Consider the following 22,660-nt stretch of genomic DNA (forward strand, 5'->3'; position numbering starts at 1 on the left):
TTACTGAACCGAATGACCATCATGACGTATCTCGACGAAGTCAAAGCGACCCTGATCGACGTGCTGAGCCTGGGCGATGCCGGCCAGCGCCTGAACGCCGACTCCCCCCTGCTGGGCAGCCTGCCCGAACTCGACTCGATGGCCGTCGTCAGCCTGATCGGCGCCCTCGAAGAACGCTTCGGCATCGCCATCGACGACGACGACCTGAGCGCCAGCACCTTCGAAACCCTGGGCAGCCTGGCCGACTTCGTGGCCGCGAAACGCGCCGAATGACACCGGATCGGGCCGAGGTGGACACGGAACCGTTCTTCCTCGGCAGCGGCGCGGACCGGCGCTTCTGCCTGTTCCACCAGCCCACGGGCCCCTGCCGCGGCGCCGTCCTGTACGTGCCGCCGTTCGCCGAAGAACTCAACCGCACCCGCCGCATGGCCGCCCTCGGCGCGCGCCGCCTGGCCGCGCACGGGGTTGGCGTGCTGCAGATCGATTTGCTCGGCACCGGCGACAGCGCGGGCGACTTCGCTGACGCCCGCTGGGACCTGTGGAAGCAGGACCTGGACACGGGCGCCGCCTGGCTGCGCGCGCGCGTCGACGCCCCGCTCACGCTGTGGGGCCTGCGCCTCGGCACCCTGCTTGCGCTCGACTTTGCGCTCGACCATGCGCGCACGACGGATGTCCCGCTCGCGCCCATGCTGCTGTGGCAGCCGGTGGCCGCGGGATCCACTTACCTGACCCAGTTCCTGCGCCTGCGCACCGCGAACGCGATGCTGGGCGAAGATGCGGGCGCGCAGAGCGGCACGAAGGCGCTGCGTGCCGCGCTGCAGGCCGGGGAAACGCTGGAAATCGCGGGCTACGATCTCACGCCCGCACTGGCGCTTGCCATCGACGCCCTGCCCGCGCCCGATGCGATGATCCCGCCCGTGCCCGCGCACTGGTTCGAGGTGCTCGGCGCGCCGGGGCAGGCGCCGGGACCGGCCGCGGCCCGCGTCAAGGCGGCCTGGGAAGCGCGCGGCACACAACTGCACGTGCACACGGTGACAGGCGCGCCGTTCTGGGCCACGACCGGCATCTCGACCTGTCCGGCCCTGCTCGACGCGACCGTCGACGCCACCCTGGAGCGCGCCCATGTCGTATGACGAACGCGCCCTGTCGTTCCGCTGCGGCGACGCGGCGCTGGTCGGGATCGCGTCCGTCCCCGCGCAGGCGTGTAAGCGCGGCGTGCTGATCGTCGTCGGCGGTCCGCAATACCGCATCGGCAGCCACCGCCAGTTCGCCCTGCTGGCGCGCCATCTCGCCGCCCACGGCATCGCCGCGATGCGCTTCGATTACCGCGGCATGGGCGACAGCGATGGAGAAGAACGCGATTTCGAAGCGATCCAGGACGACATCCGCGCCGCGCTCGACGCCTTCGTCGAAGCCGTACCGAGCCTCACCGACGTCGTGCTGTGGGGCTTGTGCGACGGCGCGTCGGCGGCCGCGATGTATGCGCCGGGCGATGCGCGCGTGCGCGGCCTCGTGCTGCTGAACCCCTGGGTGCGCACGGACGACGGCGTCGCCCGCACGACGTTGAAACACCATTACCGCGACCGCCTGCGCAGCCCGGAATTCTGGCGCAAGCTGGCGCGCGGCCAGTTCGATTACGCGGGCTCGCTGTCGTCGATGCTGAAACTCGTGCGAACCGCGCTCGCGGGACGCCCACCCGACCAGGGTGCGACGGCGTCGCTGCCCGAGCGCATGCGCCAGGGCCTGCACGGGTTCAAGGGCGAGACCCTGCTCGTGATCGGCGGCGCCGACCTGACGGGCCGCGAGTTCTGCGACGTGACCGGCTCGACGCCGGCCTGGAAACGCCTCCTCGCCACGCCGCGCGTCACGTGGCGCCGCCTCGAGGAGGCCGACCACACGTTCTCGCGCCGCGCGTGGCGCGACCAGGTCGCCGAGTGGACCCGCGAGTGGGTCACGGCGTTGCCAGGCACCCCGTAAAGCGGGCGAAGGCGCCATACACGACGGGAGAAGCGCGGCGCGTGCCGCACAGGTCGAGCGCGTCCGCCGGCCGTTCTCCCTCATCCGCCTCGGCGCGCAGCGGCGCGTCGTCGCGCCACATGAAATCGCCGGCGTCCGGCGCGCGGAACAGGCCACGCACGGGATGGCTGCCCAGGTAGGCGCGCCACAGCGGCGTCGCGCGATTGTCGCCCAGGTGCACGATGCCGCCGTCGCGCGCGCGGATCGGGCCGTCGACGAGGTTCCCGTCCACCTGCGCACTGCTGGCCGGATAGCGCACGTCGATGCCGGACGTGTCGACGAGCGTGTTGTCGAAGACCTTGCTCCCCGCCGCTTTGTTCAGGTAGATGCCCGCATCGGAACAGCCAACGATCAGGTTGGCGCGCAGGGTGCTGCCCTCCTGTTCCGTGATGCAGCGGCCGTCGCGGCAGAATTCGTGCCCCGTGCCGCCGCCGCCCAGCGACAGGCCCACGCGCTGTCCCGGCAGGCCGCGCAGCACCTGTTCGCACCACACGACGTTACGCTCGAAGACGTTGTTCCTGCCGCCGCCCTTGGCGAACGCGCCGTAGCTGACCTGGTTGCCGTCGCGCTTGGCGAAGTCGGTGATCAGGTTCGCGCGCAGCGTCCAGCCGCTGGCCGCCACGAGGTCGACGGGCGTGACCGGATTGGCGGTCGCGCGCGCGCGCGTGGCGGTGAGGGTCGTGTGTTCGATCAGGCCGTCGTCCGGAAAGCGGCCGCCGGCGCCGTTGATCTTGATGTGCGCGTTGAAGTCGCGGATCGTGTTGTTGACGCTCGCGAAGTGGTGGCCGTTGCCGATGACGTGGAAGGCGTGTTCGCAGTCGTCGTCGGCCCGGCACACGCCGTCGATGTTCAGGTTTTCGAAGCGCCAGTACGGCGCGCCGACGACGAAGCCCTCGAGCGTTTCGAGTTCGATGTGCACGGTGCCCGGCTGCGCCGCGCGCACGACGATGGGCGCATCGGCCCGGCCGGGGCGCGGTACGTCGATGCTCTTGCCCTGGAACCGGTAGGTGCCCGGCGCCAGCGTGATGACGTCGCCCGGCGACGCCTGCAGGAGCGCCGCGCGCAAGGCCTCGGGCGTGGCGACCTGGATGCCGGCGCCGTCCTGCCCGACGGGCCGCGGCTGGGCGCCGGCCGCGAGCACCAGCCGCGCGGGCGGCGCGCCGGCGCGCCGCGGTCGAGCGACGTCAGGATGGCGGCGACGCGACGGCCCGTGTTCTCGATGAGCGGATTGTGGCCGCTGCTGCGTTTTTCGATGTACGGCGCGAGCGTGCGCGGCGCGCGCCCGACGTGGTCGATGGCGGCCAGCAGCACGCCGCCCGCCACGACGGCAAGTACGCCCGCCGCCAGCAGGCCGCGGCGCGCCAGCTTTGCCGGCGTCACGCGCTGGCCTTGATGCCGTGGCGTCCCATCAGGTCGTACAAGGTGGGCCGGCTGACGCCCAGCATCTCGGACGCCTTGACGATGTTCCCGTCCGTGCGCGCGAGCGCGCGGGCGATGGCCTTGTACTCGGCTTCGTCGCGCACCTGGCGCAGGTTCAGCGGCTCTTCCTCGACACCCGTGTCGGGCAGGCCGAGATCGTCGGCGACGATGGTGTTCGCGTCGGCCATGATGACGGCGCGCTTGATGCAGTTTTCCATCTCGCGCACGTTGCCGGGCCACTGGTAGGTTTCGATCGCGGCCAGCGCGTCCGGCGCGAAGTGCAGCGACGGGCGCGATTCCTGCGCGCAGAACTTGTTCTTGAAGTGATGGGCCAGCAGCGCCGCATCGCCCTCGCGCTGGCGCAGCGGCGGGATCGTCACGACGATTTCGGACAGGCGGTAATACAGGTCTTCGCGGAAGCGGCCCTGCGCGCACAAGTCCTTCAGCTTCTGGTGCGTCGCGCAGACGATGCGCACGTCGACGGGAATCTCTTCGTGGCCGCCGATGCGCTCGATCACGCGCTCCTGCAGGAAGCGCAGCAGCTTGGCCTGCAGCGCCATCGGCAGGTCGCCGACCTCGTCGAGGAAGAACGTGCCGCCGTGGGCCAGCTCCACCTTGCCCTTGGTCTGCTTGGCGGCGCCCGTGAAAGCGCCCTTCTCGTAGCCGAACAACTCGCTCTCGAGCAGGTTTTCCGGAATCGCCGCGCAGTTGATCGCCATGAAGCGCTCCTTCGCGCGTGGCGACAGCGCGTGGATGGCACGCGCCAGCACTTCTTTACCGGTACCGGATTCGCCCAGCAGCATGACGGACGCGGACGTCGGCGCCACCTTCTCGATGGTGCGGCACACCTTGAGCATGCCCGGGTCGCGCGAGATCACGCCGGCCATGGGCGAATCGGCCTGCGACTGCTGCATGCGGCGATTTTCCTGCTGCAGGTTGTGCAGGAAGAAGGCGCGCTGGATCACGAGGTTCAGCACTTCCGGATCGACCGGCTTCTGGTGGAAATCGTAGGCGCCCATGCCGATCGCCTTGACGGCATTGGCATGGTCCTGGTTGCCCGTCAGGACGATCACGCGCGTGTCCGGCGCCAGCGCCAGGATCTGCTGCAAGGTGGCCAGGCCTTCGGTGGAGCCGTCCGGATCGGGCGGCAGGCCGAGGTCCATCGTGCAGACAGCCGGCTCGTGGCGGCGGATCTGTGCCAGCGCCGCCTCGCGGTCGCCGGCCACCACCACGTCGTACGCGTCCAGGCTCCAGCGCAGCTGCTTCTGCAGGCCCGGATCGTCTTCGATGATCAACAGCTTGGGTTTTTGTTGGGTCATGGTGTCTTCTTTCAGGCGATCGTCGCGGCGGCCGCGACGCAGTGCAGCGGCAGGACGACCTTGAACGTGGTACCGAGTCGGGGTTGGCTGGACACGTCCAGCGTCCCGCCCAGCTCGGTGATGTATTCGCGGCTTTCGAACACGCCGATGCCCATGCCGGCCGACTTGGTGGAGTCGAACGGCTTGAACAGGCGCTCGCGGATGAATTCTTCCGTCATGCCTTCGCCGGTGTCCGTGATCTCGACCTCGACGGCGTCCGCGCGCCCATCGGCCGGCAGGGCCACGCGGACCATCACGTTGCCGTCGCGCGGCGTCGCCTCGATCGCGTTCTGGATCAGGTGGCCCAGCACGCGCTCCAGGCGCTCGCGGTCGGCCAGCACCGAGAGGCCCGCCTGCTCGACGAGCAGTTGCGGATGCGGCTCGAACGCGCTCTTGAGGGCCAGCGCCTGGCGCACGACGTCGTCGACGGCCAGCGGCTGCGGCTTGTCGGCATTCTCGCTGCGCGACAGCTTCTGCAGCAGCAGCTTCATTTTCTGCACGGAGTGGTTCAGCGTCTCCAGCATGTCGCGCTGGAATTCGGGGTTGTCCTTGTGCTTCTCCGCGTTCGCGTTCATCAGCGACAGCTGGGCGACGAGGTTCTTCAGGTCGTGCACGACGAACGTCGACATGCGGTTGAACGACTCGAACTGGCGCGCCACCATCAGCGCGTTGGCGGCGTCTTCCTGCGCGAGGTAGCTGGCGGCCTGGCTGCCGGCGATCTCCAGCAGGTCGATGATTTCCCAATTCAGTTTCACCGGGCTGCGCGCGCGCTGCAGCACGACGAAGCCGAACAGTTTTTCCTGCAGCATCAGCGGCACGACGAGCCAGCGGCGCGGGGAGTCCAGCAGCCAGTCGGGCAAGGCGAGACCTTCGTATTTGTCGGGGCGCTCGACGTATTCGTCGACGTCGACGACCCACTGCGTGCTTTCCAGGAAGCGGCAGAACGGCGCGTTGGCCAGCTCGCTCACGTGGGTGTCGACCGTCGGCCAGCCCGCCATCACCGTGAAGCGGCCGCCGGCATCGCGCTGCCACAAGGTGCCGCCGGGGCTTTCGACGAGCACGGCCAGCGCCTGGATCGCGCGCTCGCCCAGGTTCGGGCCGCGCTCGGACAGCGTGCGGGTAAAGCGCATCCACTCTTCGCGGTAGTCGTAGTTGTAGCGGTAGAAGTGCTTGCTGATCGTGACCTTCAGCCAGGAGCGCGCCGTGCCGGAGAACAGGATCACGCCCAGCAGGGAAATGGCGCCGAACAGGAAGCCCGTCTGCATCACCGTGCCCCAGCTGCCGCCCACGTAGCGCAGGTAGTAGCCGACCGAGCCCATGGCCAGCAGGTAGATCGCGGAACCGAACAGCGCGGCCGAATGGAAGACGACGCGGCGCGACACGGCGAACGACGTCGTCCACGACTTGCGGCGCGTGATCGACAGCGCGATCAGCGGCACCGTCAGCGCGTTGACGAAGCCGCGCGCCGTCCACAGGTCCGCGCTCAGTTTGCGGAACAGCAGCGCATTGCTGTACATGTAGAAGTCGTAGGCGAACATGCCGCCGATGCCCAGGCAGGCGAACTTGATCGCCCAGCGCTCTTCGATGGTCTTGTTGCGGTAGACCTGCTCGACGAGCAGCATGCCGTACACGGACAGGCCGACATAGCCGATCAGCAGCGGCAGCCCGAGCACGGGCAGGAGGTCGTTGTCCCAGTGGCCGACGCCGACGCCGGTCAGCAGCAGCAGATAGACGCATCCCGCCCCCAGCAGTCCCGCGCGCGGCGCGGGGAAGCGGCCGAGGATCAGGCGGGCCGGCTGGCCGTCCGCGTCGCTGCGCCAGTCGCCGAGCAGGGCCACGAGGAACAGCGACCAGGCGCCGTCGCGCAGCACCTCGAGCGCGGCCGTGCCCGTGTTCCACAGGATCTCCTGGACCGCATCCAGGCCCAGCGCCGCGGCCCATGCCGCCGTCGCCAGGCAGGCGGCGCTCAGCGTGCCGCGCTGGACACGGCCGTGCCAGCCCGACAGGACCGACAGGCCCAGTGCGAGGAAGCCGGTGGCGGCCAGTGCGTAGCTGGAAGCAGCGATATTGATCACGTTACTGGGCACGATGCGGCCGCAGGGAACATCAGCGTCCGCTGCGGAACAGGACGACCTTCAGGGTGTCGATCAGGATCAGGACGTCCAGGAACAGGCTGTTGTTCTTCACGTAGTACAGATCGTACTGCAGCTTCTGCAGCGCGTCCTCGGCCGAGGAGCCGTAGCCGTAGCGCACCTGGGCCCAGCCGGTGATGCCCGGCTTGACGCTGTGACGCACGTTGTAATACGGGACCACCTCGATCAGCTGGTCGACGAAGTACTGGCGCTCCGGGCGCGGGCCCACGAACGACATGTCGCCCTTGAGCACGTTGAGCACCTGCGGCAGCTCGTCGATACGCGTCTTGCGCATGAAATTGCCGACGCGCGTGATGCGCGGATCGTTCTGCTGCGCCCATTGCGGCTTGCCGCCCTTTTCCGCGTCGGTGCGCATGCTGCGGAATTTGTGGACGAAGAACGCGGCGCCATCCTTGCCGATCCGTTCCTGCGAATAGAACACGGGACCGCCGTCTTCCAGCTTGACGGCCAGCGCCGCCAGCAGCATCAGCGGAAGCGTCAGCATCATGATGATCAGGCTGCAGATGATGTCGAAGCTGCGCTTCATGAACGTGCGCACGAAGCTCTGGTCGAAGCCGCCGCCGAACACGAGCCACGACGGCTGCAGCGAATCGACGCGGATCTGGCAGGTCTCGCGCTCGAAGAAAGTGGCGGCGTCGGTGACCTTGAAGCCCTGCAGCTTGCACTCGAGCAAATCCTTGATGGGGAAGCCGCCGCGGCGGTTCTGCACGGAGACGACGATTTCCTCGACGTTGTACTGGCGCGCCAGCGCGACGAGCGATTCGCCCTCGCGCGACTTCAGCAGGCTGGTCCCCGGCACGCACAATTCCTCGGTCGGCGTCGGCACGAAGCCGGCGATGTTGTAGCGGTGGTAGCTGGTGCTCTGCATCGCCAGGTCGCTGCATTCCTTGGCGAGCGGGCCGCTGCCCAGGAACAGGATGCGGGTTTCCAGGAAGCGCAGCTCGGACGACTTGAAGAACACCATGCGCGCCAGGAAGATGCCGCCCGCGGCGATGCCGAACACGAGCGCCATGATGCCGCGGCCGAAATACAGGTCGGGCGCCACGTAGAACACCAGCGTCAGGATCAGGAAGCCCATCAGGAACGAGGGCATCAGCTTCATGAAGAACGGATGGCGCAGGCCTTCGTTGAAGTCGAGCTGGTACATGCCCATGGCGCTCATGCTGAAGATGATCGCGGCGGTAAATGCGATGGCAGATGTAAAGAAGTGATGGTCGAGGTTGGGCAGGGACGCGTTCTGTCCCAGTTCCATGAACCGCACCGTCGCGCCGATGTAGGCTGCGCCAAGCAGCACCAACACTTCGACGAACAGCAGGACGAATACGATCTTCGACACATAGTGATTAGAAATCCTAAGCACAATTGCCTCCGGTGTAGCTGTTATTGCTGATTTGCACAACCAATAGTTGAGCCGGGATACGCGTGCGCGTTCCCAAAAGTTCTTGACTCAAGGAAATAAAACAAGGCCGGAAATAGCCTGGAACTGTCATTGTCATCATCACATGCAAAACGGCAAGGCTCGGGGTCCAAGCGGCCTGCCCTCGGCACGACCCATCGAATAGTCACGGCATCCGCAGCTGCGGATGCCGGCGATACATTACAAACGCCAGAGGCAGTAGCCAGCCTCGCGGATCCCGTTCGGATCGAACTGCGCCTTGACGTCGACGAAGCAGCCGCCGTCGTTCAGCTTGGACTGGAAATCCGTCAGCGAACGCGCCAGCACTTCCTTGTGCGGCACCGCAACGATGAGGGCATCCCCCTTCGGCAGGTCTTCCCAGCGCTCCAGTGCGATGCCGTATTCATGCTGCGCTTCGTCCGCTTCGGCCACTGGGTCGTGCACGTGCACTTCGACACCGTAAGACTGTAGCTCGTACACAATGTCCGCGACCTTGGAATTGCGCAGGTCCGGGCAATTTTCCTTGAACGTCAGGCCGATCACGTTGACTTTCGAACCCTTGACGTGGAAGCCCGCCGAGATCATCGACTTGACGGTCTTTTCGGCCACGAACTTGGCCATGCCGTCGTTGATACGGCGCCCCGCCAGGATCACCTGCGGGTGGTAGCCGATCATCTCGGCCTTGTGCGTCAGGTAGTACGGGTCGACGCCGATGCAGTGGCCGCCCACCAGGCCCGGACGGAACGGCAGGAAGTTCCATTTCGTGCCGGCGGCCTTCAGCACTTCCAGCGTATCGATGCCGATCTTGTCGAAGATGATCGCCAGTTCGTTCATCAGCGCGATGTTCAGGTCGCGCTGCGTGTTCTCGATGACCTTGGCCGCTTCCGCGACCTTCAGGCTGGACGCGCGATGCACGCCGGCCTTGACGACGGTCTCGTACATGGCCGCCACGCGCTCCAGGGTCGCCGCGTCGTCGCCGGACACCACTTTCATCACGTTGGTCAGCGTGTGTTCCTTGTCGCCCGGGTTGATGCGCTCGGGCGAGAAGCCGACGTGGAAGCCATCCTTCCACTTCATGCCGGAGAATTTTTCCAGGACGGGGATGCAGACTTCCTCGGTCGCGCCCGGATACACGGTCGATTCATAGATGACGATCGCACCGCGCTTCATGTGCTTGCCGACGGTCTCGCTGGCGCTGATCAGCGGCGCGAAGTCGGGCACGTGGGCGATGTCGACGGGGGTCGGAACGCCGATCAGGATGTAGTCGGCCTGGGCCAGCGCGGCCGGATCGGTGGTGACGCTCAGGTGGCGCGCCGAACGCAATTGCTCAGTCGACACCTCACCGGCGGGATCGACAAATTTCTTGTAGCTCTCGACCTTTGTCGTCGACAAATCGAACCCGATCGTCGGGCCGAGCTTGCCGAACTCGACAGCCAGCGGCAAACCTACATAACCCAATCCCACTACTGCGATGACCTCGTCTGGCTTCATATTGATTCCGTTCCGCTTGGTTGCTATTACGATAACTTTGAGTCAGCACGGAAAACGCCTGCCCGTTCGACGAGTCAACTCGCCTTGCCGACAACGGCGCCTTGTGCCATCGTCGTTTGCAGACCAACGTTCACATCGTGGGAGCCCATCGAATTTTCACGAATCCTCACCGCCGTGCTGATGAGATAATAACATTTTATCGATTACAAGTTAGCAACAAGACATACCGTGCGCATGAATCGAAACACGCCGAGAACAGCAGAATAAGTGGCTGCGGTCTAAACAGGCAAGCAATACCTTGTCCTTACGTCCCGGAGTGTTGTAAGCATGGTTATTGAGCGCTAGTAACTTGCCGTAATGCCATGCTTTCCGGGTAGGCGGCGCCGTTGCCGGCGTCGAGATCAAGGAAAGCGGCGCGGCCGGTCTTGCTGCGCTCGCGGTTGGCGGCGATGGCCGCCTTGTCGATGCCGGCCAGCAGGCGGATCTTGGCCAGTTGCAGTTTGACGTCCTGCATGTTCACGCGCGCCAGTGCATAGCCGAGGTGGGCGAACACGGACACCCACTCGCGGCCGAAGGAGAAATGCGTGTTCGGGTTCGAGCTGCGCGCGATGACTTCGCGCCGGAAGGTTTCGCCCGATTCGAAGAATTTGCTGGGCGGGCGCTGTTCGCGGTCGTGATAGATGCGCGATGTGGGCAGGACGCCCAGCTTCAGTTTGTGGAACTGCAGGCGCTGCGTGTAATTGTCATCCTCGCCGTAGTGGAAGAACGACGGGCTGAAGCCGCCCACCTTTTCCATGCAGGCGCGCGTCACCAGCCAGGCGGCGGCATTCACGAAGCCGACGTCGTACACGTCCTTCAGGCGGCCGAGGAAGAGATCCGAGTACAAGCCCCGGCATTTGTTCGGCGCGATGTAGTTCGAAAAGCCGTAATCGAGGCCGTCGCCGGCGCCATTCAGGTGCATCGGGCTGATGACGCCATAGGCGGGATGCCGCTGCTGCGCCTCGACGAGCTTTTGCACCGCGTCCGGATCGATCCAGGCATCCTGGTTGAGCAGGAAGACATAGTCCGCGCCGCGCTGGTACGCCATTTCCATGCCGATGTTGTTGGCCTTGCCGAACCCGTGGTTCGTTCCGGTAGCGACGACCTCCACTTCCGGATACTCGGCCGCGATGCGCGCCAGCGTGTCGTCCTTCGATCCGTTGTCGATGACGATCGTGTGCAGCGGCACGGTCGACTTGCGCAGGCTGGAAAAGCACGGGGTCACCCACTTGGATCCGTTGTAGGTCACTATCACCACAAAAACCTTGGCGCTCATCGTCGTCCTCTTTGAAATGGCTGGAAAATCGGCTGCAGTGTCGAATGTTGACACATTTGCAGCAAATCCGGAAGGAAACGGGCACTACGGTGTGCGGGGGACAGGAAGGCATGGCGCGGCTGGCGGGGATCGAACCCACGACCCTTGGCTTCGGAGGCACAAGGTTGGTATTTTTACCACGCTTCGCCAAGTTTGACTTGCTTTTACCTTCCCTATGAAATCATGATCTTATAGCGCGGCCGATATTTACAGACGAGTCCCAAAGTTATCCGGCATTGCGCTCCTGCGTAACCCCATCGTAACCCAGGACGGAACCATGCCAGCACCGCGCTCACCCTCGCAGCGTATCGTATTTACGATAGCTGCCCTTGATGACCTCCCCCTGCCCCCGGCGGGGACGCGCACGACTTACCACGACAAGCGCGAACCCGGCCTTCAACTGCGCGTAACGTCGAACGGGCGCAAGACCTTCTGCGTGCTCAAGCGCGTGCGCAACGGTCGCCCACAGCGCATCACGATCGGGCTGTACCCCGACCTGAAGATTGACCAGGCCCGTGCTCGCGCTATTGCCATCCGCAACGACATCGCTCTCGGACGGGATCCCGCCCAGGCCAAGCGCGACCAGCGCGCCGAGTTGACGCTCGGACAAGCGTTTAACTGGTATGTGGAGCATCGCGCCATCCCGGACGGTCTCAAGACCGTCGATGCGATGCGCGCTAACTTCGAGCGCTACCTCGGCGCCCTGCCGCCTTCCCAAGTGAAGAAGCACGGCCTACCGCGCGCCAAATCGCCGGGTTCGGTCAACTGGGAACACCGCAAACTTTCCAGCATCACCCCGGTCCAGGTCGCCGAACTGAAGTCATCGTTGGCACGGGGCGCCGGCCGTGCGGCCGCAAACCATGCGCTGAAGCTGCTGCGGGTGGTCTTCAACTGCGTCATCAAGGCGCGCCTGTTCGACGGCGACAACCCGGCTGCCGAATTCGGCATCCTGCGGATCAAGGCGCGCGACAGGTTCGTGAGCCGCGACGAACTGCCGCGACTCTTCGCTGCCCTCGCGCAGACCACGAACACCACGATCCGCGACTACATCCTGCTGTCGATCCTGACCGGGGCCCGGCGCAGCAATGTGCTCGCCATGCGCTGGGCCGACATCGACATGGTTCGCGGCGTGTGGCGCATCCCGGACACGAAGAACGACGAGCCGGTCGAGGTACAGCTGTGCGACCAAGCGCTGGCCGTGCTGCAGGGACGGCCAGCGCCTGGCGGTACGTGGGTATTCCCGGGCACCGGCCGTTCAGGGCACTTGGAGTCGCCCAAACGCGGCGTTCAGGCCATCTTAGACGCCGCGGGAATCAAAAACCTGCGTATTCATGACCTGCGCCGCACCCTGGGCAGCTGGCAGGCGATGCTCGGGTCCTCTCTCGTGATCATTGGTAAGTCGCTGGGCCACAAGTCACTGGCCGCGACACAGATCTATGCGCGTCTGAGCGCCGAGCCGGTTCGCGCATCGGTTTCGCAGGCCGCTGACGCACTGTACGAGGCAGCTCAGGGTGTGGTCCCTGCGCCAGCGGACGAGCAGGCTACAGGCCAGTCGGCGAATACCGGGGCACCACTACGACAACGAAAGGAAGAACATGCTGCAAAATGAAAACGATGCACTTTGCCTGGTGTCTGACGATCAAATTATGCAGAAGCTCGCAGAGGAGCGTCGCGCCTTCCTAAAAGGCGATCAGCATGCGTTGTTTAGAACGTTGCTGCAATGCGCGCGCTATCAGGCGGTCATTCCGCGCTGGGCCGCCGATGAAATGCTGCGCATTGAAACGGCGATCGAGACCGGCAAGTCTGTTGACCTGAACAAGTGCTTCGGCTGGAAGCCACATAGCAAGAAGGCGCGCTACAACCAGCACAACCGGAACCAGCGCAAATCGCAAATCCGCGCTGCTTTGCTACGGCGACGTCAGGAAGGGGCCAGTTTCGAGCGCGGGGAGAGGGACGTGTTCGAGCTGGTCGCACGTGACGTAGGGGTGCCCTACCTCACGGTGATCGCTGTCTATCGTGAAAGCTAGTGGCTCAAGGATATCCCCCGGAACTGCCCGGACAACATTAGCTTCGGCGACATCGTCATGCCCCGTGGCCGACGCCGAGGGCGTCCAATTCTTTCTCGTTCCGAGAAGAAAAAGTCAGTTTTCAACTGAACTCCAACACTTAAAAACAAAACGTATACGAGGTCTACTCCGGTGCATAAACCCGCAGCAATCACGCGGCGGGTTGCGTAACCAGGAGAAGACCTTGGAAAAGAACCTGCCCCAAGCGGCCAGCGCGATCGCTTCCTTTCCGCAGCCGTCCACGCTGATGACGCCCGCCCAAGCCGCGGCATACATGGGCGTTGAAGTCGCCACCTTGGCCGTGTGGCGCTGCACGGGCCGCTACGCCCTCCCCTACCTCAAAGTCGGCCGCCTCGTGCGCTACCGCCAGTCCGACCTCGACGCCTTCCTGAAAGCCCGCAGCGTGGACTTCGTCGAGGAGAACCAGTAATGGACGCGCGCATTGACAACCCGTTCTCGCTGGACGAGCTGGAAATGCTGCTGTCGCGCCATTCCGGCCTGGGCATCGGCAGCGACGTCTTCCACATGTCCCCGCCCGAGCTGCACGGGCTGTATCACTTCCTCACCCGCCTGCAGCTGTCGCAGGCACTCGACGTCGACGAATCCTAGTCGACCACCAGCACACGGTGCGCGACGCTGGCGCTGCTTCTAGTACCCAGGCGCCAGCGCGCGAGTCCGCGGTTAACTTATAAAAGGAGAGCGCCCAATGGGCAAAAACCTGATCATTGACCCCGAGTTCAAGGCACTCATTCCGCCCTTGCAGGAGGAGGAGTACGCGGCGCTGGAGCAGAGCATCCTGCGAGATGGCTGCCGTGACGCGCTGGTGGTCTGGAACAACATCTTGGTCGACGGCCACAACCGCTACGAGATCTGCAAGCGTAATAACAAATCGTTCAGGACGACGACGCTGGAGCGTGTCGACAGCCGTGAGAGCGCGATGGCGTGGATGATCAACAACCAGCTCGCGCGCCGCAATCTCACCGACTTCCAGCGGTCCGATCTGGCCCTCAAAATGAAGGATGCGCTCGCAGCATTGGCGCAGAAAAAACAAAAAGCTGGTGTTAACCAGCACTCGAGCCCGTCGACAAATTTGTCGAAAGGCTCGTCAATGGACACCCGTCGTGACCTGGCCAAAGCCGCCGGGGTTTCCGAAGGTACGCTCGCAAAGGTCGAGAAAATCAAGATCTCCGCTGTCCCGGAAATTCTCGAGATGGCACGTTCCGAGGAAATCAAGATCGACGTGGCGGCCCAAGTGGCGACCCTGCCGAAAGAGGAACAAGTCGCGCTCGCGGCGGCCGGCAAGGATGCAATGAAATCCGCTGCCAAGAATGTGCGCAAATCGAAACAAGACAAGGAAGTCGCCGAGGACGCTGCTCAGGAATCTAAGGAACGTACCGCCAATCCGAAGCCCGAGATCATCTTGCCGCCGGAGGACGACGATGAACTGGCTCGCCTGCGCATCGAGAACGCGGTGCTGCGCAAGCGCGTCGACGAGCTGACCACGGCGAGCGAGAAGACCGAGATCGAAAATCAGCTCGCCGAAGCCCAGGCCGAGGTTCAGCGCCTGACCGACGTGTGCGCTGAACTGAACAGCCGCATCGCCATCCTGGAAAAGGAAAACGATGTGCTGGTCCAGCGCCAAGACATGCAGGATCAGAAGGACTGCCAGCAACAGCTGGAGGGCAATGTCGATGATCGTACCGGCGACGTGCTGGAGGAAACGGCTGAGAGTGCCGCTACGGTACAGCCGGCGTCGGCACCACAGTCCGTCCTGACGGATGCTGTCGTCGACTGATCAGGTCATGCCGGACGAGATCAACCTCTCCTTCCCTCAGGCGTCGGTCGACCTGACTGACGCCCAGCGCTTCCTCGATTTTCTCGCGCGAGGAAGCGCCTGCACCTTCCAAGTTTTCGATGACGGTCAGGCAAAACGTCGTGGCCTGAACAGGATCTTGCACGGGTCGTTGGCTGTCCACTCCAAGACGCTGATGCGACTGAACGAGCAAGGCGCCGGCATCTTCGTCATGGTCAACGCCGGCGACGGCAACGGGCGGAAGCTGTCGAACGTACGCGCCGTGCGCGCACTGTTCGTTGACCTTGATGGCGCCCCACTCGCCCCCGTCCTGAACGGACCTATCGCACCGCACATGGTCACCGAAACGTCGCCTGGCCGCTGGCATGCATTCTGGCTAGTCGACGGAGTCCGGCTGGAGAGCTTTTCACATCTCCAGGAACAGCTGGCAAAAATGTTCGATGCCGACCGCAGCGTGAAGGACCTGTGCCGGGTCATGCGGGTTCCTGGCTTCGTCCACAACAAGCAGCAACCGTATCGAAGCCGCCTCGTCCACCTCGACGACAGCCCGGCCATTCCGGTTCAGGAGTTTGTTGATGCTTTCGGCATCAGTCCACTCATCGCTGTGGGAGAGCGGAACACATACCTGTTCAAGTCTACTGCCGGTCTCAAACACGGCGGCATTCCAAAAAGGCGAGGCAGCTAAACGAATCGCCAAGATCAACGCCGCCCACACGTCTGCCCCCCTGCCCGACGAGGAGGTGCAAGAACTTGTCGATCGCGCCTACAGCTATGAGACCAAGGGCTTTAGCATGATCCCGCACCGTATCATCGACACGCCAGCGTTTGAATCCCTGTCGGGAGCTGCATCAAAGTTGTTCTTCTATGCGATGCGGCGCCACCGCCCTGGGAAGGAGTTCGCCTTACCCTACTCGGAGTTCGCGCATGTCGCTGGACTGAAGAACCGGCAACAGTTCAGCAAGGCACGCGACGAGCTGATTGATGCAGGCTTCCTTGTTCGGACCCGTCAACATGTGGCCAGTCTTGATCCTGATGGAAGACGCTGCGCCCTGTTCCGGATCGGTGACCAAGTCCTGCCCTGATCAGCTTCCAGCGCGCAGGGTTAGGGGTACAACTTGTACTCCCAAATCTGCCGTCAGGGGTACAAGTTGTACCCACTATCTTATACCCACACTTCAGAGCGCCGTTCACGCTCTAGCGCCCGCCAAGACGCGATCGACGTCCTCTTCGCCGCCCTGTAAACTGCCGAGTAAGGGCTACCATCGGCCGACTGTCCCTTGTTAGACCATCGCCTAGATCCGCGCCGGCTGCACAGCACTGTCCGCAGGTTGTGACGAACGTGACGAACGAAGACCTTGTTTTCGGAGATCGAACTAATGGACGGCAAACCCAACGGCTGGAGCACCGAGCGCCGCGCACGGCAGGCGATGTTGATCCGGACCTGGCAACCATGGAAGAAGTCGACTGGTCCCCGGACGCCCGAGGGCAAATCCAAGTCATCCCGTAACGCCTACAAGCCGAACCCGATCCGCCGTCAACTGATCGAGATAGCGGCCGAGCTACGGCAACTGGGGCGACTGAGGCGAAAGCATGTTGCATCATCGCGCTAAGCCTAATGCCACGCCGTGCTGATGCTGCTGGAAGACCCGGAGTGGGTTACCTGGAGCGACAACGCGATCGCCAAGGCGTGCCGCATGTCGCGGCCCTTCGTCCGCAACATGCGCGCCTCACTTAAAACAGTTATAAGTGACCGCACCTCACTATCCAAGTTGGACAGTGAGAACTCCTCTCTCAGCGCACCCACACGACCAAGCACGGGTGCGCTCATTCACCAACCTCAAACTCCGCGTTCTTAAACTTCAGCACGTTGCAGTTTTCCTTCACTGCGCGCTGCAGTCCGTCGTCGAATCCGGTAGGCGATTCGGCGGAAATCTCGACTGCGATCTTGACCTTTACGCCCGGGCGCAGCGTGAACTGCTGGACCACCTCGTCCACCAAGTCTGCGAACTGCTTCTTGGCGAGGATCGGATCGAGGTCGATGCTGCCGTAGAACTGCTTCTTGGCGGTCGGCCCAGTGCTGGTGCTGCCTGCCTGATAGCCGCCTCTGCCCGAGTCATCAACGCGCAGGGTTTGCCCGGCTCCCGCTGGCACGGTGGTGCCGGCCCCGGTTTCGGTTTCGGTTTCGGTTTCGGCTTCGGCAATCTTCGCGCGCGATGCCTCCTCGGCCGCGCGCAGAGCTTCCATATAAGCAGCGGCCGTCAGCGGCTCAATCAGCAGCGAAGACGAATCTAGGATCATGGACGTACGCTTGCCGTAGCTGAACCCGACATAGCGACCGTCCTCCTTGCCTTGCGCATAGCCGAAGAACTCGCGGCTGTCGGAACCGGCCGCCATCGCGTTTTGGAACACAATGTCGTCCTTTAGGCGCGGCAGGTACAGCTGCTGGCAGCTTTGTTGCCACACGTTGAGCGCATTGGCGTCCTTCACGTCGTCCTTCCAGAACCAGTCCTTCAGCACCTTAGCCAGGTGGATCGGCGCCCATTCGCTGATGAGCAGTTCGTTTTCCTTGAGGACGCGCTCGACTTCCTGCGACCAGTTCTGTGCGCTAGCGTTCAGTTGGAAATGTTCCCACATCACTTCGGACAAGCCCTTGCCGGGCCGGGCGTCCTGCACCGGGGTCAGCAGCCACTTGTAAGTCTCGCGGATCATTCGTCGCACGGTTTCCTCGCCCTGCTCCAAGCTGGCTTGTGCCTGCTTTGCCATCAGGTTGTCGAGGACAATGCGGTTGTCCTTGTAGTCACTAACAATGCTGCGCCATGCGAGGTAGGATCGCACGTGGTCCTTTAGGCGGCTGACACTGTCGTAGTCGGCCGCGACGAAGATTAGGCGGTTCTGCTTGAAGCGAGGCTGGTCGCCGCGTTTCTTGAGGATCTCGGTGGCACGATCGATAGCCAGGCTCTGGCCGCTCTTGCTGAAAGCTGCATCGGGCGGCAGCACTACCAGCCGCAGCGACCAGTCGTCGGGCACATCACCGCTGCCGGTAAAAGTGTGGATGCCACCGAAGACGCCGCTTGCGAAGCTGCGCTGCACGCGGTCGCGGATCGAGGGGAACACGTCCTCCTTATCCTGGAAGCGGCGCTTGCGTTCTTCCATCTCGCGCCGCAGGTTCGGGCGGGTGTCCAACCAGAAACGGTTGTTAGCGTGGTTCAGGTAGTGCAGCCGGTCACCTAAGCGCCGCAGCGCATCCTTGAACAGGTTCGGTTGCTGGCCGGGCTGGGCCACGCCCAGGATCACGCGCTCAAGCTCCAGACCCCGTACACCTTGGTTCGATGTACTTGGTGCACTGCCCAAAAAGATAGCGCGTGCCGCGCGGCGGCATGCTTGCACGCTGCCGAAGCGGGTGTCTTTGTTCTCGATCTCCCACGTCTCCGAACGCTCGCCGTCCACATCGCGCTCAATCACGGGCGTCCAGCCCTGCGGCAGGTAATACAGCGCCTCGTTCAGCGTGTCCGCATCCATAAGCGGAAAGCTGCCGGGCATGATCAGCGGATCGTTGTTGCCGTCCTTCCACAGGCGGTGGATCACCTTCGCCATCAGTTTCAGCACGCCGCGCGTGCGCTGGAAGTTGTCCAGCGTTGACCAGTCCTCGTACAGGCGATCGAACACCTCGGGGTGGATCGGGTAGGCGTGGATCAGCCGCTCTAGATACTTGCTGTCCTGCGTCTCCTGCGGGAAGTCATCGCGGTTCTCGATGTAGTAGTCCGCGAAGGCCCGGCAGACCGACTCCATCGCCAGCTTGTCGTTGATGTTGCTGAAGAGCCGCCGACGGACGATCTCAAATGCCTCCTCGGTGGCCACTGGCTTCCACAGCGCCTGAATGCGCCCGAAGTAGTGCGCCAGGGATGCCAGCGCCTTCTCGCCCCGCTGGCTGCCCGCCTCCTTGGCGGACTCCGGCAGCGACGCCAGCAACACGGCGGTCGGCACGGCCTTGAGGGCCTCCGTCAACGCCTGCACGAAGCTGAGGTTGGAATCGAAGGTGCCGCCAGACAGCGCCTTGCCTTCCTCGAACTGACGTACATAGGCCACCAGCTCGTCGATGAGAATGACGCAAGGTGCGTAGCAGCTCAGCAAATTGGCCAGCACTTCCTTACCCGGCGACGTGCCCGAAGCATCGGCTTCAGCCACCAGCTTGTAGCCCTCAGCCCCGCCCAACTGCCAGGCCAAGTCGCCCCACAGCGTGCGGATGCTCTGCCCATCCTTCACCAGCGGCTGGTTGGGCGAGGACCTGATGCCGTCGAGCACGGCGATGCGCGCCTTGGGCAGTTCGGTCACGCCGGCCGCAGCGAGAATGGCGGGTACGCCCTGCAAGTCGCTGGCCGGTGCCTCGCCCTTGGTGAGATGATAGACAGCCAGCATGGTATGCGTCTTGCCGCCGCCGAACGCGGTTTGAAGCTGCATCACCGGGTCGCCACCCTGCCCCGCAAGACGCTTGACCACCGAATCGAGCAACAGCCGCATGCCTTCGGTAATGAAGGTGCGCTGGAAGAACAGCGCCGGGTTCTGATATTCTGCGTTGGCCGTGCCCGCATGCACGCGCGACAGGTCGGCGGCGAACTCGGCCTGTTGGAACTTGCCTTCCCGCACATCGGAGTGCGGTTCCGCGATTTCGCGCCAAGGTTTCAATGCCATGTTCTTCCCCTCAGATTTCCAGTAGTCCTTGCGAGCCGAGCACACCTGCCTCACCAGCAGCCTGTTCGATCGCGCTCCACGCCGTGACCAGTTCGTTGTAGGCGCGCGCTTCTTCGGCCCAGCCCTTGCGTTCGCACAGGGTGTAGAGGCGATATGCGAGTGCGCGAATAGGCTCGGCGCGGGCAGGCATGCGGGCCAACAACTTACCGGCAGCCGACTCGCCGTCCTGGTTCAGCGCGCGAATCAGCTGGTGCAGCGCTTCCCATACGGGCAGGCGGATGTCGGATTCCGGCGACCAGTCGCGTGGCATCTCGGCCCACTTGAGCAGGCGCAGATCACCCTTGCTCGAATCCACCACGCCGCTGGCTTGCAGGCCGCCAACGCTGGTGCCCTTGGCGCGGGCTAGCACGTCTGCGTCACCATATTTGCCGGTGGCCCAGCCCAGCTGCTCGAACCAGTGCAGGCAGAACTGCGTGTCATGGTCAAAGTCGTCCTCGGCAAGGAAACGGTTGATGAGTTGCAATGCAGCACGTACGCTCATGGGCGTGCCGTCAGCTTCCAGCACGGCGGCGTATTGGCTGAAGATCGCCATGCCGGGACCGATGATGGCTTGCGACAAGTCCACGGGCGCGACGGGCGAATTGATACCGCCGCGCGTCATCTCGTCCAGCGCCTCGGGCAAGACGGCATTGAGTTCGCGGATGAACTCACGGCGAGAGACAGTGGCCGCGTCGGCGTGGCGCTGGCGGCAAACGAGAATAATGCTGGAAGCAAGTGCATTAGTGTCTGTCCCCACCATGCGCCTCTCAAGCTCAGTCCGCATCGGCCAAGTTCCCGTCACCGAGAAGCCAGCGTCAATCACGGCCTGTAGAAACGTCTCCCATCCAGTGCTGGAAGTGCCCGCCTCGCCCTTTGTTTCGCTCTGCTTAAAGGCGTAGTAGATCGTCACGGGGAACGCTGCATGCGCCTTCTCGGCCAAGTTGTGCATGGCCTTGGTCATGCCATCGAGGAAAAATACCTCGGCCTTTTCCTTGCTCCCGTGACGGTATGTTGCCGCGACAAGCTCTTCCGTCTTGGGAACTGCCAGCGTGGCGAATAGATCGGGGTAAGTTGCCTTCAGACTCTTTCGCAGCCAGACGTAAAAGAAGTCTGATAGATCAGCGTATGCAATGTTGTCATAGTACGGTGGATCTGTGGAGATCACTCTGCTCGAAGATAGGCTTTGAGTTTGCGCGTCAGCTTGCCAAGCTTCACCCCTAGCAACAGGTTTCATCTCACCGAGGGCATCGATAATCGATTTGATGCCGCCTTCAAAATTTCCGCTGGAGTCAGAAAGTGGATTGCTCTCAGCAAAGTCCCATGTCATTGGCAGAGACTGGCGTCCAAATGTATTGCGAGCATGCTCGCGCAGGCTTGCCCAAGCGCACAGGTTCGAGTTGCGATCACTAACCTTGTCGACAGCAAATGCCAGATATACCCCAACCGCTTCGGCATAGCCCGTCGCCCCGATACCGCCGGCATTGAGACCACGGTCATCGTCATGCAAACCAGCAGCCAAGGCGTCAGTCTTAACTTTGGCGATGACCTCGGCCACCAGATCGGAGAACGTGGTCAGCGCCGCTAGTTGACGCGGAGTGAAGAGGTCGCCCCACTCGGTCAAGCCATAGGGAACGCATGTACCGCCTGTGAGGCGGGCAGGCACATTGCCCGAGGGCTTCCAAGCGGGCTGCGCCCGCCGGGCGGCCTCCTCATGCTCTTGGGTTGGGGCCAGATAGATGCGGCCTCGCGCGCCTTCGGCGACGACCGCCATCAACCTTGCGCCCATGCGCCCGGCCTGCCCTTCAGCCTTGATGTAGTCGCCGCCAATGGGCGCATCCGAGAACACGCAGCGGAAGTTCGCACCACGACCGGCAGCTTTGGTGCCATCCTTCGCTTCCTCAGTAGGATTGCCCACTTTTACGGTGAAGCGGTATTTGTCGCCCTCGACCACCGGCTGCACCCAGCTTTCCTTACCCGCCTTGCTGGAGAGAATGAAAGTGGAGGCCAGCGGCACGTCCACATGACTGAACGCTGGATTGGGGCTTTTCACTGTGCGCGCCCACAGCCATGCGATGACCGTGAGCTTCTGGCCCAGCAGGGGCTTCAAATCCGGTCGCTCGGCCACGATGGCGGTGGTGATTTCCACCTGCGGGTACAGATGACCGATGCGCTTCTCGGCCTCACCCCGCATCCACGCGCCGTAGCGGCGCACGTCTTCGGCTAGCCCTTTCGCGCCGCTCCAGTCCTCGCTTAGCTTGCCCTGCTTGTCGCCCGGCACGCGAGGCCCAACCGGCTCGCGGCCCGCGAAGCGCGGCGGAATTTCGATCATGGCCTTGTTGATGGTGACGGCCACAGGGTTGAGGTCGGAAGCGTAGCTCTCCAGGCCCAGACGCTGTGCTTCCATAGGTAGCGCGCCGCCACCCGCGAAGGGATCGTGAAAGGCAGGCAGCTTGTCGGGGTTGAACAGTTCGGCCGCGTGCGGGTGGTTCTTGTTCAGTTCGCAGACCTCGCGCCACGAGCGGCGGATTTCGGCGCGCGCGCGTTCGAGCACTTCCTCGTTGTTGGTGTTTTCCCACTTTACGAGGTCTTCGATAATCTTAAATAGGCGCTCACGCTCCAAAGCAGCCTTTTCCTTGTTGACGCCGTAGCGAAAACCTCCACCCTGCTGGTAACCAGGGTCGTTGACCATCTGCGCGAACAGCACTGCGCGCGCGGCGGCAAGTGGTCGGCGCGCCCACCAGAGGTGCAGCGTGGAGGGATGGCCGTGGCGGATAGATTTTTCGCGTGCTGCGGCGGCGTTGATCGCGTCGAGGGGCAGCGCGACCTCGATCAGTTTCTTGGGAGTCTTGATAGCAGTCATTCGTTG

The 22,660-nt window shown here is 63.5% G+C and carries 20 protein-coding genes; 12 read left to right on the forward strand and 8 right to left on the reverse strand.

The genetic code is table 11. From position 1 onward, the window contains the following. Positions 1-21 precede the first annotated feature (21 nt). The 3 genes from ACEN9H_RS29635 to ACEN9H_RS29645 are packed head-to-tail and all read left to right on the forward strand — an operon-like array spanning position 22 to position 1,977. On the forward strand, positions 22-273 hold the full coding sequence (locus tag ACEN9H_RS29635; protein WP_036231460.1) for an acyl carrier protein: 252 nt from the start codon (positions 22-24) through the stop codon (positions 271-273). Beyond that, on the forward strand, positions 270-1,133 hold the full coding sequence (locus ACEN9H_RS29640; protein WP_413673055.1) for a hydrolase 2, exosortase A system-associated: 864 nt from the start codon (positions 270-272) through the stop codon (positions 1,131-1,133). Before ACEN9H_RS29635 ends, ACEN9H_RS29640 begins: the two co-directional genes overlap by 4 nt. Beyond that, positions 1,123-1,977, forward strand: a complete 855-nt coding sequence (locus ACEN9H_RS29645; protein ID WP_413673056.1) for a hydrolase 1, exosortase A system-associated — start codon at positions 1,123-1,125, stop codon at positions 1,975-1,977. Before ACEN9H_RS29640 ends, ACEN9H_RS29645 begins: the two co-directional genes overlap by 11 nt. Here ACEN9H_RS29645 and ACEN9H_RS29650 read toward each other — a convergent pair. Beyond that, the gene (locus tag ACEN9H_RS29650; protein WP_413673057.1) at positions 1,952-3,157 is read right to left on the reverse strand and encodes a right-handed parallel beta-helix repeat-containing protein; all 1,206 of its coding nucleotides are present in this window, start codon (positions 3,155-3,157) and stop codon (positions 1,952-1,954) included. The two genes, ACEN9H_RS29645 and ACEN9H_RS29650, sit on opposite strands and share 26 nt — an antisense overlap. 48 nt (positions 3,158-3,205) lie before the next feature. Between ACEN9H_RS29650 and ACEN9H_RS29655 the strand changes: the two genes are divergently transcribed. After that, the gene (locus ACEN9H_RS29655; RefSeq protein WP_413673058.1) at positions 3,206-3,409 is read left to right on the forward strand and encodes a hypothetical protein; all 204 of its coding nucleotides are present in this window, start codon (positions 3,206-3,208) and stop codon (positions 3,407-3,409) included. Here ACEN9H_RS29655 and prsR read toward each other — a convergent pair. The 5 genes from prsR to ACEN9H_RS29680 form a co-directional block, all read right to left on the reverse strand. After that, positions 3,393-4,754, reverse strand: a complete 1,362-nt coding sequence (prsR, locus tag ACEN9H_RS29660; RefSeq protein ID WP_413673059.1) for a PEP-CTERM-box response regulator transcription factor — start codon at positions 4,752-4,754, stop codon at positions 3,393-3,395. The two genes, ACEN9H_RS29655 and prsR, sit on opposite strands and share 17 nt — an antisense overlap. 11 nt (positions 4,755-4,765) lie before the next feature. Then, positions 4,766-6,868, reverse strand: coding sequence for an XrtA/PEP-CTERM system histidine kinase PrsK (gene prsK / locus ACEN9H_RS29665; RefSeq protein WP_413673060.1), 2,103 nt, complete (start codon positions 6,866-6,868; stop codon positions 4,766-4,768). A 31-nt stretch (positions 6,869-6,899) separates the two neighbouring features. Then, on the reverse strand, positions 6,900-8,282 hold the full coding sequence (locus ACEN9H_RS29670) for a TIGR03013 family XrtA/PEP-CTERM system glycosyltransferase (RefSeq protein ID WP_229412297.1): 1,383 nt from the start codon (positions 8,280-8,282) through the stop codon (positions 6,900-6,902). Positions 8,283-8,543: 261 nt separating this feature from the next. Beyond that, positions 8,544-9,833 carry a nucleotide sugar dehydrogenase gene (locus tag ACEN9H_RS29675; protein WP_056134137.1) on the reverse strand — a complete coding sequence of 430 codons (1,290 nt, stop codon included), beginning with the start codon at positions 9,831-9,833 and terminating at the stop codon, positions 8,544-8,546. Between the two features lie 331 nt (positions 9,834-10,164). Continuing rightward, positions 10,165-11,148, reverse strand: a complete 984-nt coding sequence (locus ACEN9H_RS29680) for a glycosyltransferase family 2 protein (protein WP_413673061.1) — start codon at positions 11,146-11,148, stop codon at positions 10,165-10,167. A 316-nt stretch (positions 11,149-11,464) separates the two neighbouring features. On the opposite strand from ACEN9H_RS29680, the gene ACEN9H_RS29685 reads away from it, so the two are divergent. The 8 genes from ACEN9H_RS29685 (at position 11,465) to ACEN9H_RS29720 (ending at position 16,676) form a co-directional block, all read left to right on the forward strand. After that, positions 11,465-12,796, forward strand: a complete 1,332-nt coding sequence (locus ACEN9H_RS29685; protein ID WP_413673062.1) for a tyrosine-type recombinase/integrase — start codon at positions 11,465-11,467, stop codon at positions 12,794-12,796. Then, complete coding sequence (locus tag ACEN9H_RS29690; protein ID WP_413673063.1) at positions 12,783-13,214, forward strand: hypothetical protein; 432 nt, start codon at positions 12,783-12,785, stop codon at positions 13,212-13,214. Before ACEN9H_RS29685 ends, ACEN9H_RS29690 begins: the two co-directional genes overlap by 14 nt. 223 nt (positions 13,215-13,437) lie before the next feature. Then, positions 13,438-13,683 (forward strand): helix-turn-helix domain-containing protein, encoded by a 246-nt coding sequence (locus tag ACEN9H_RS29695; protein ID WP_413673064.1) that lies wholly within the window; start codon positions 13,438-13,440, stop codon positions 13,681-13,683. Next, entirely contained in the window at positions 13,683-13,862 is a 180-nt protein-coding gene (locus tag ACEN9H_RS29700) for a hypothetical protein (RefSeq protein WP_413673065.1), read from the forward strand. The genes ACEN9H_RS29695 and ACEN9H_RS29700 overlap by 1 nt, the downstream gene beginning before the upstream one ends. 97 nt (positions 13,863-13,959) lie before the next feature. Next, positions 13,960-15,048 carry a hypothetical protein gene (locus ACEN9H_RS29705; protein ID WP_413673066.1) on the forward strand — a complete coding sequence of 363 codons (1,089 nt, stop codon included), beginning with the start codon at positions 13,960-13,962 and terminating at the stop codon, positions 15,046-15,048. 7 nt (positions 15,049-15,055) lie between these two features. Next, the gene (locus ACEN9H_RS29710; protein WP_413673067.1) at positions 15,056-15,751 is read left to right on the forward strand and encodes a DNA-primase RepB domain-containing protein; all 696 of its coding nucleotides are present in this window, start codon (positions 15,056-15,058) and stop codon (positions 15,749-15,751) included. Between the two features lie 55 nt (positions 15,752-15,806). Then, positions 15,807-16,148, forward strand: a complete 342-nt coding sequence (locus ACEN9H_RS29715; RefSeq protein WP_413673068.1) for a hypothetical protein — start codon at positions 15,807-15,809, stop codon at positions 16,146-16,148. A 294-nt stretch (positions 16,149-16,442) separates the two neighbouring features. Then, positions 16,443-16,676, forward strand: coding sequence for a hypothetical protein (locus ACEN9H_RS29720; protein ID WP_413673069.1), 234 nt, complete (start codon positions 16,443-16,445; stop codon positions 16,674-16,676). A gap of 214 nt (positions 16,677-16,890) precedes the next feature. Here the strand turns inward: ACEN9H_RS29720 and ACEN9H_RS29725 are convergent, their stop codons facing one another. Next, entirely contained in the window at positions 16,891-19,755 is a 2,865-nt protein-coding gene (locus ACEN9H_RS29725; RefSeq protein ID WP_413673070.1) for an ATP-binding protein, read from the reverse strand. Between the two features lie 10 nt (positions 19,756-19,765). After that, positions 19,766-22,654, reverse strand: coding sequence for a DUF1156 domain-containing protein (locus tag ACEN9H_RS29730; RefSeq protein ID WP_413673071.1), 2,889 nt, complete (start codon positions 22,652-22,654; stop codon positions 19,766-19,768). Between the last annotated feature and the right edge of the window lie 6 nt (positions 22,655-22,660).

Source organism: Massilia cellulosiltytica (genome assembly GCF_047325105.1).
GTDB lineage: Bacteria > Pseudomonadota > Gammaproteobacteria > Burkholderiales > Burkholderiaceae_D > Telluria > Telluria orientalis.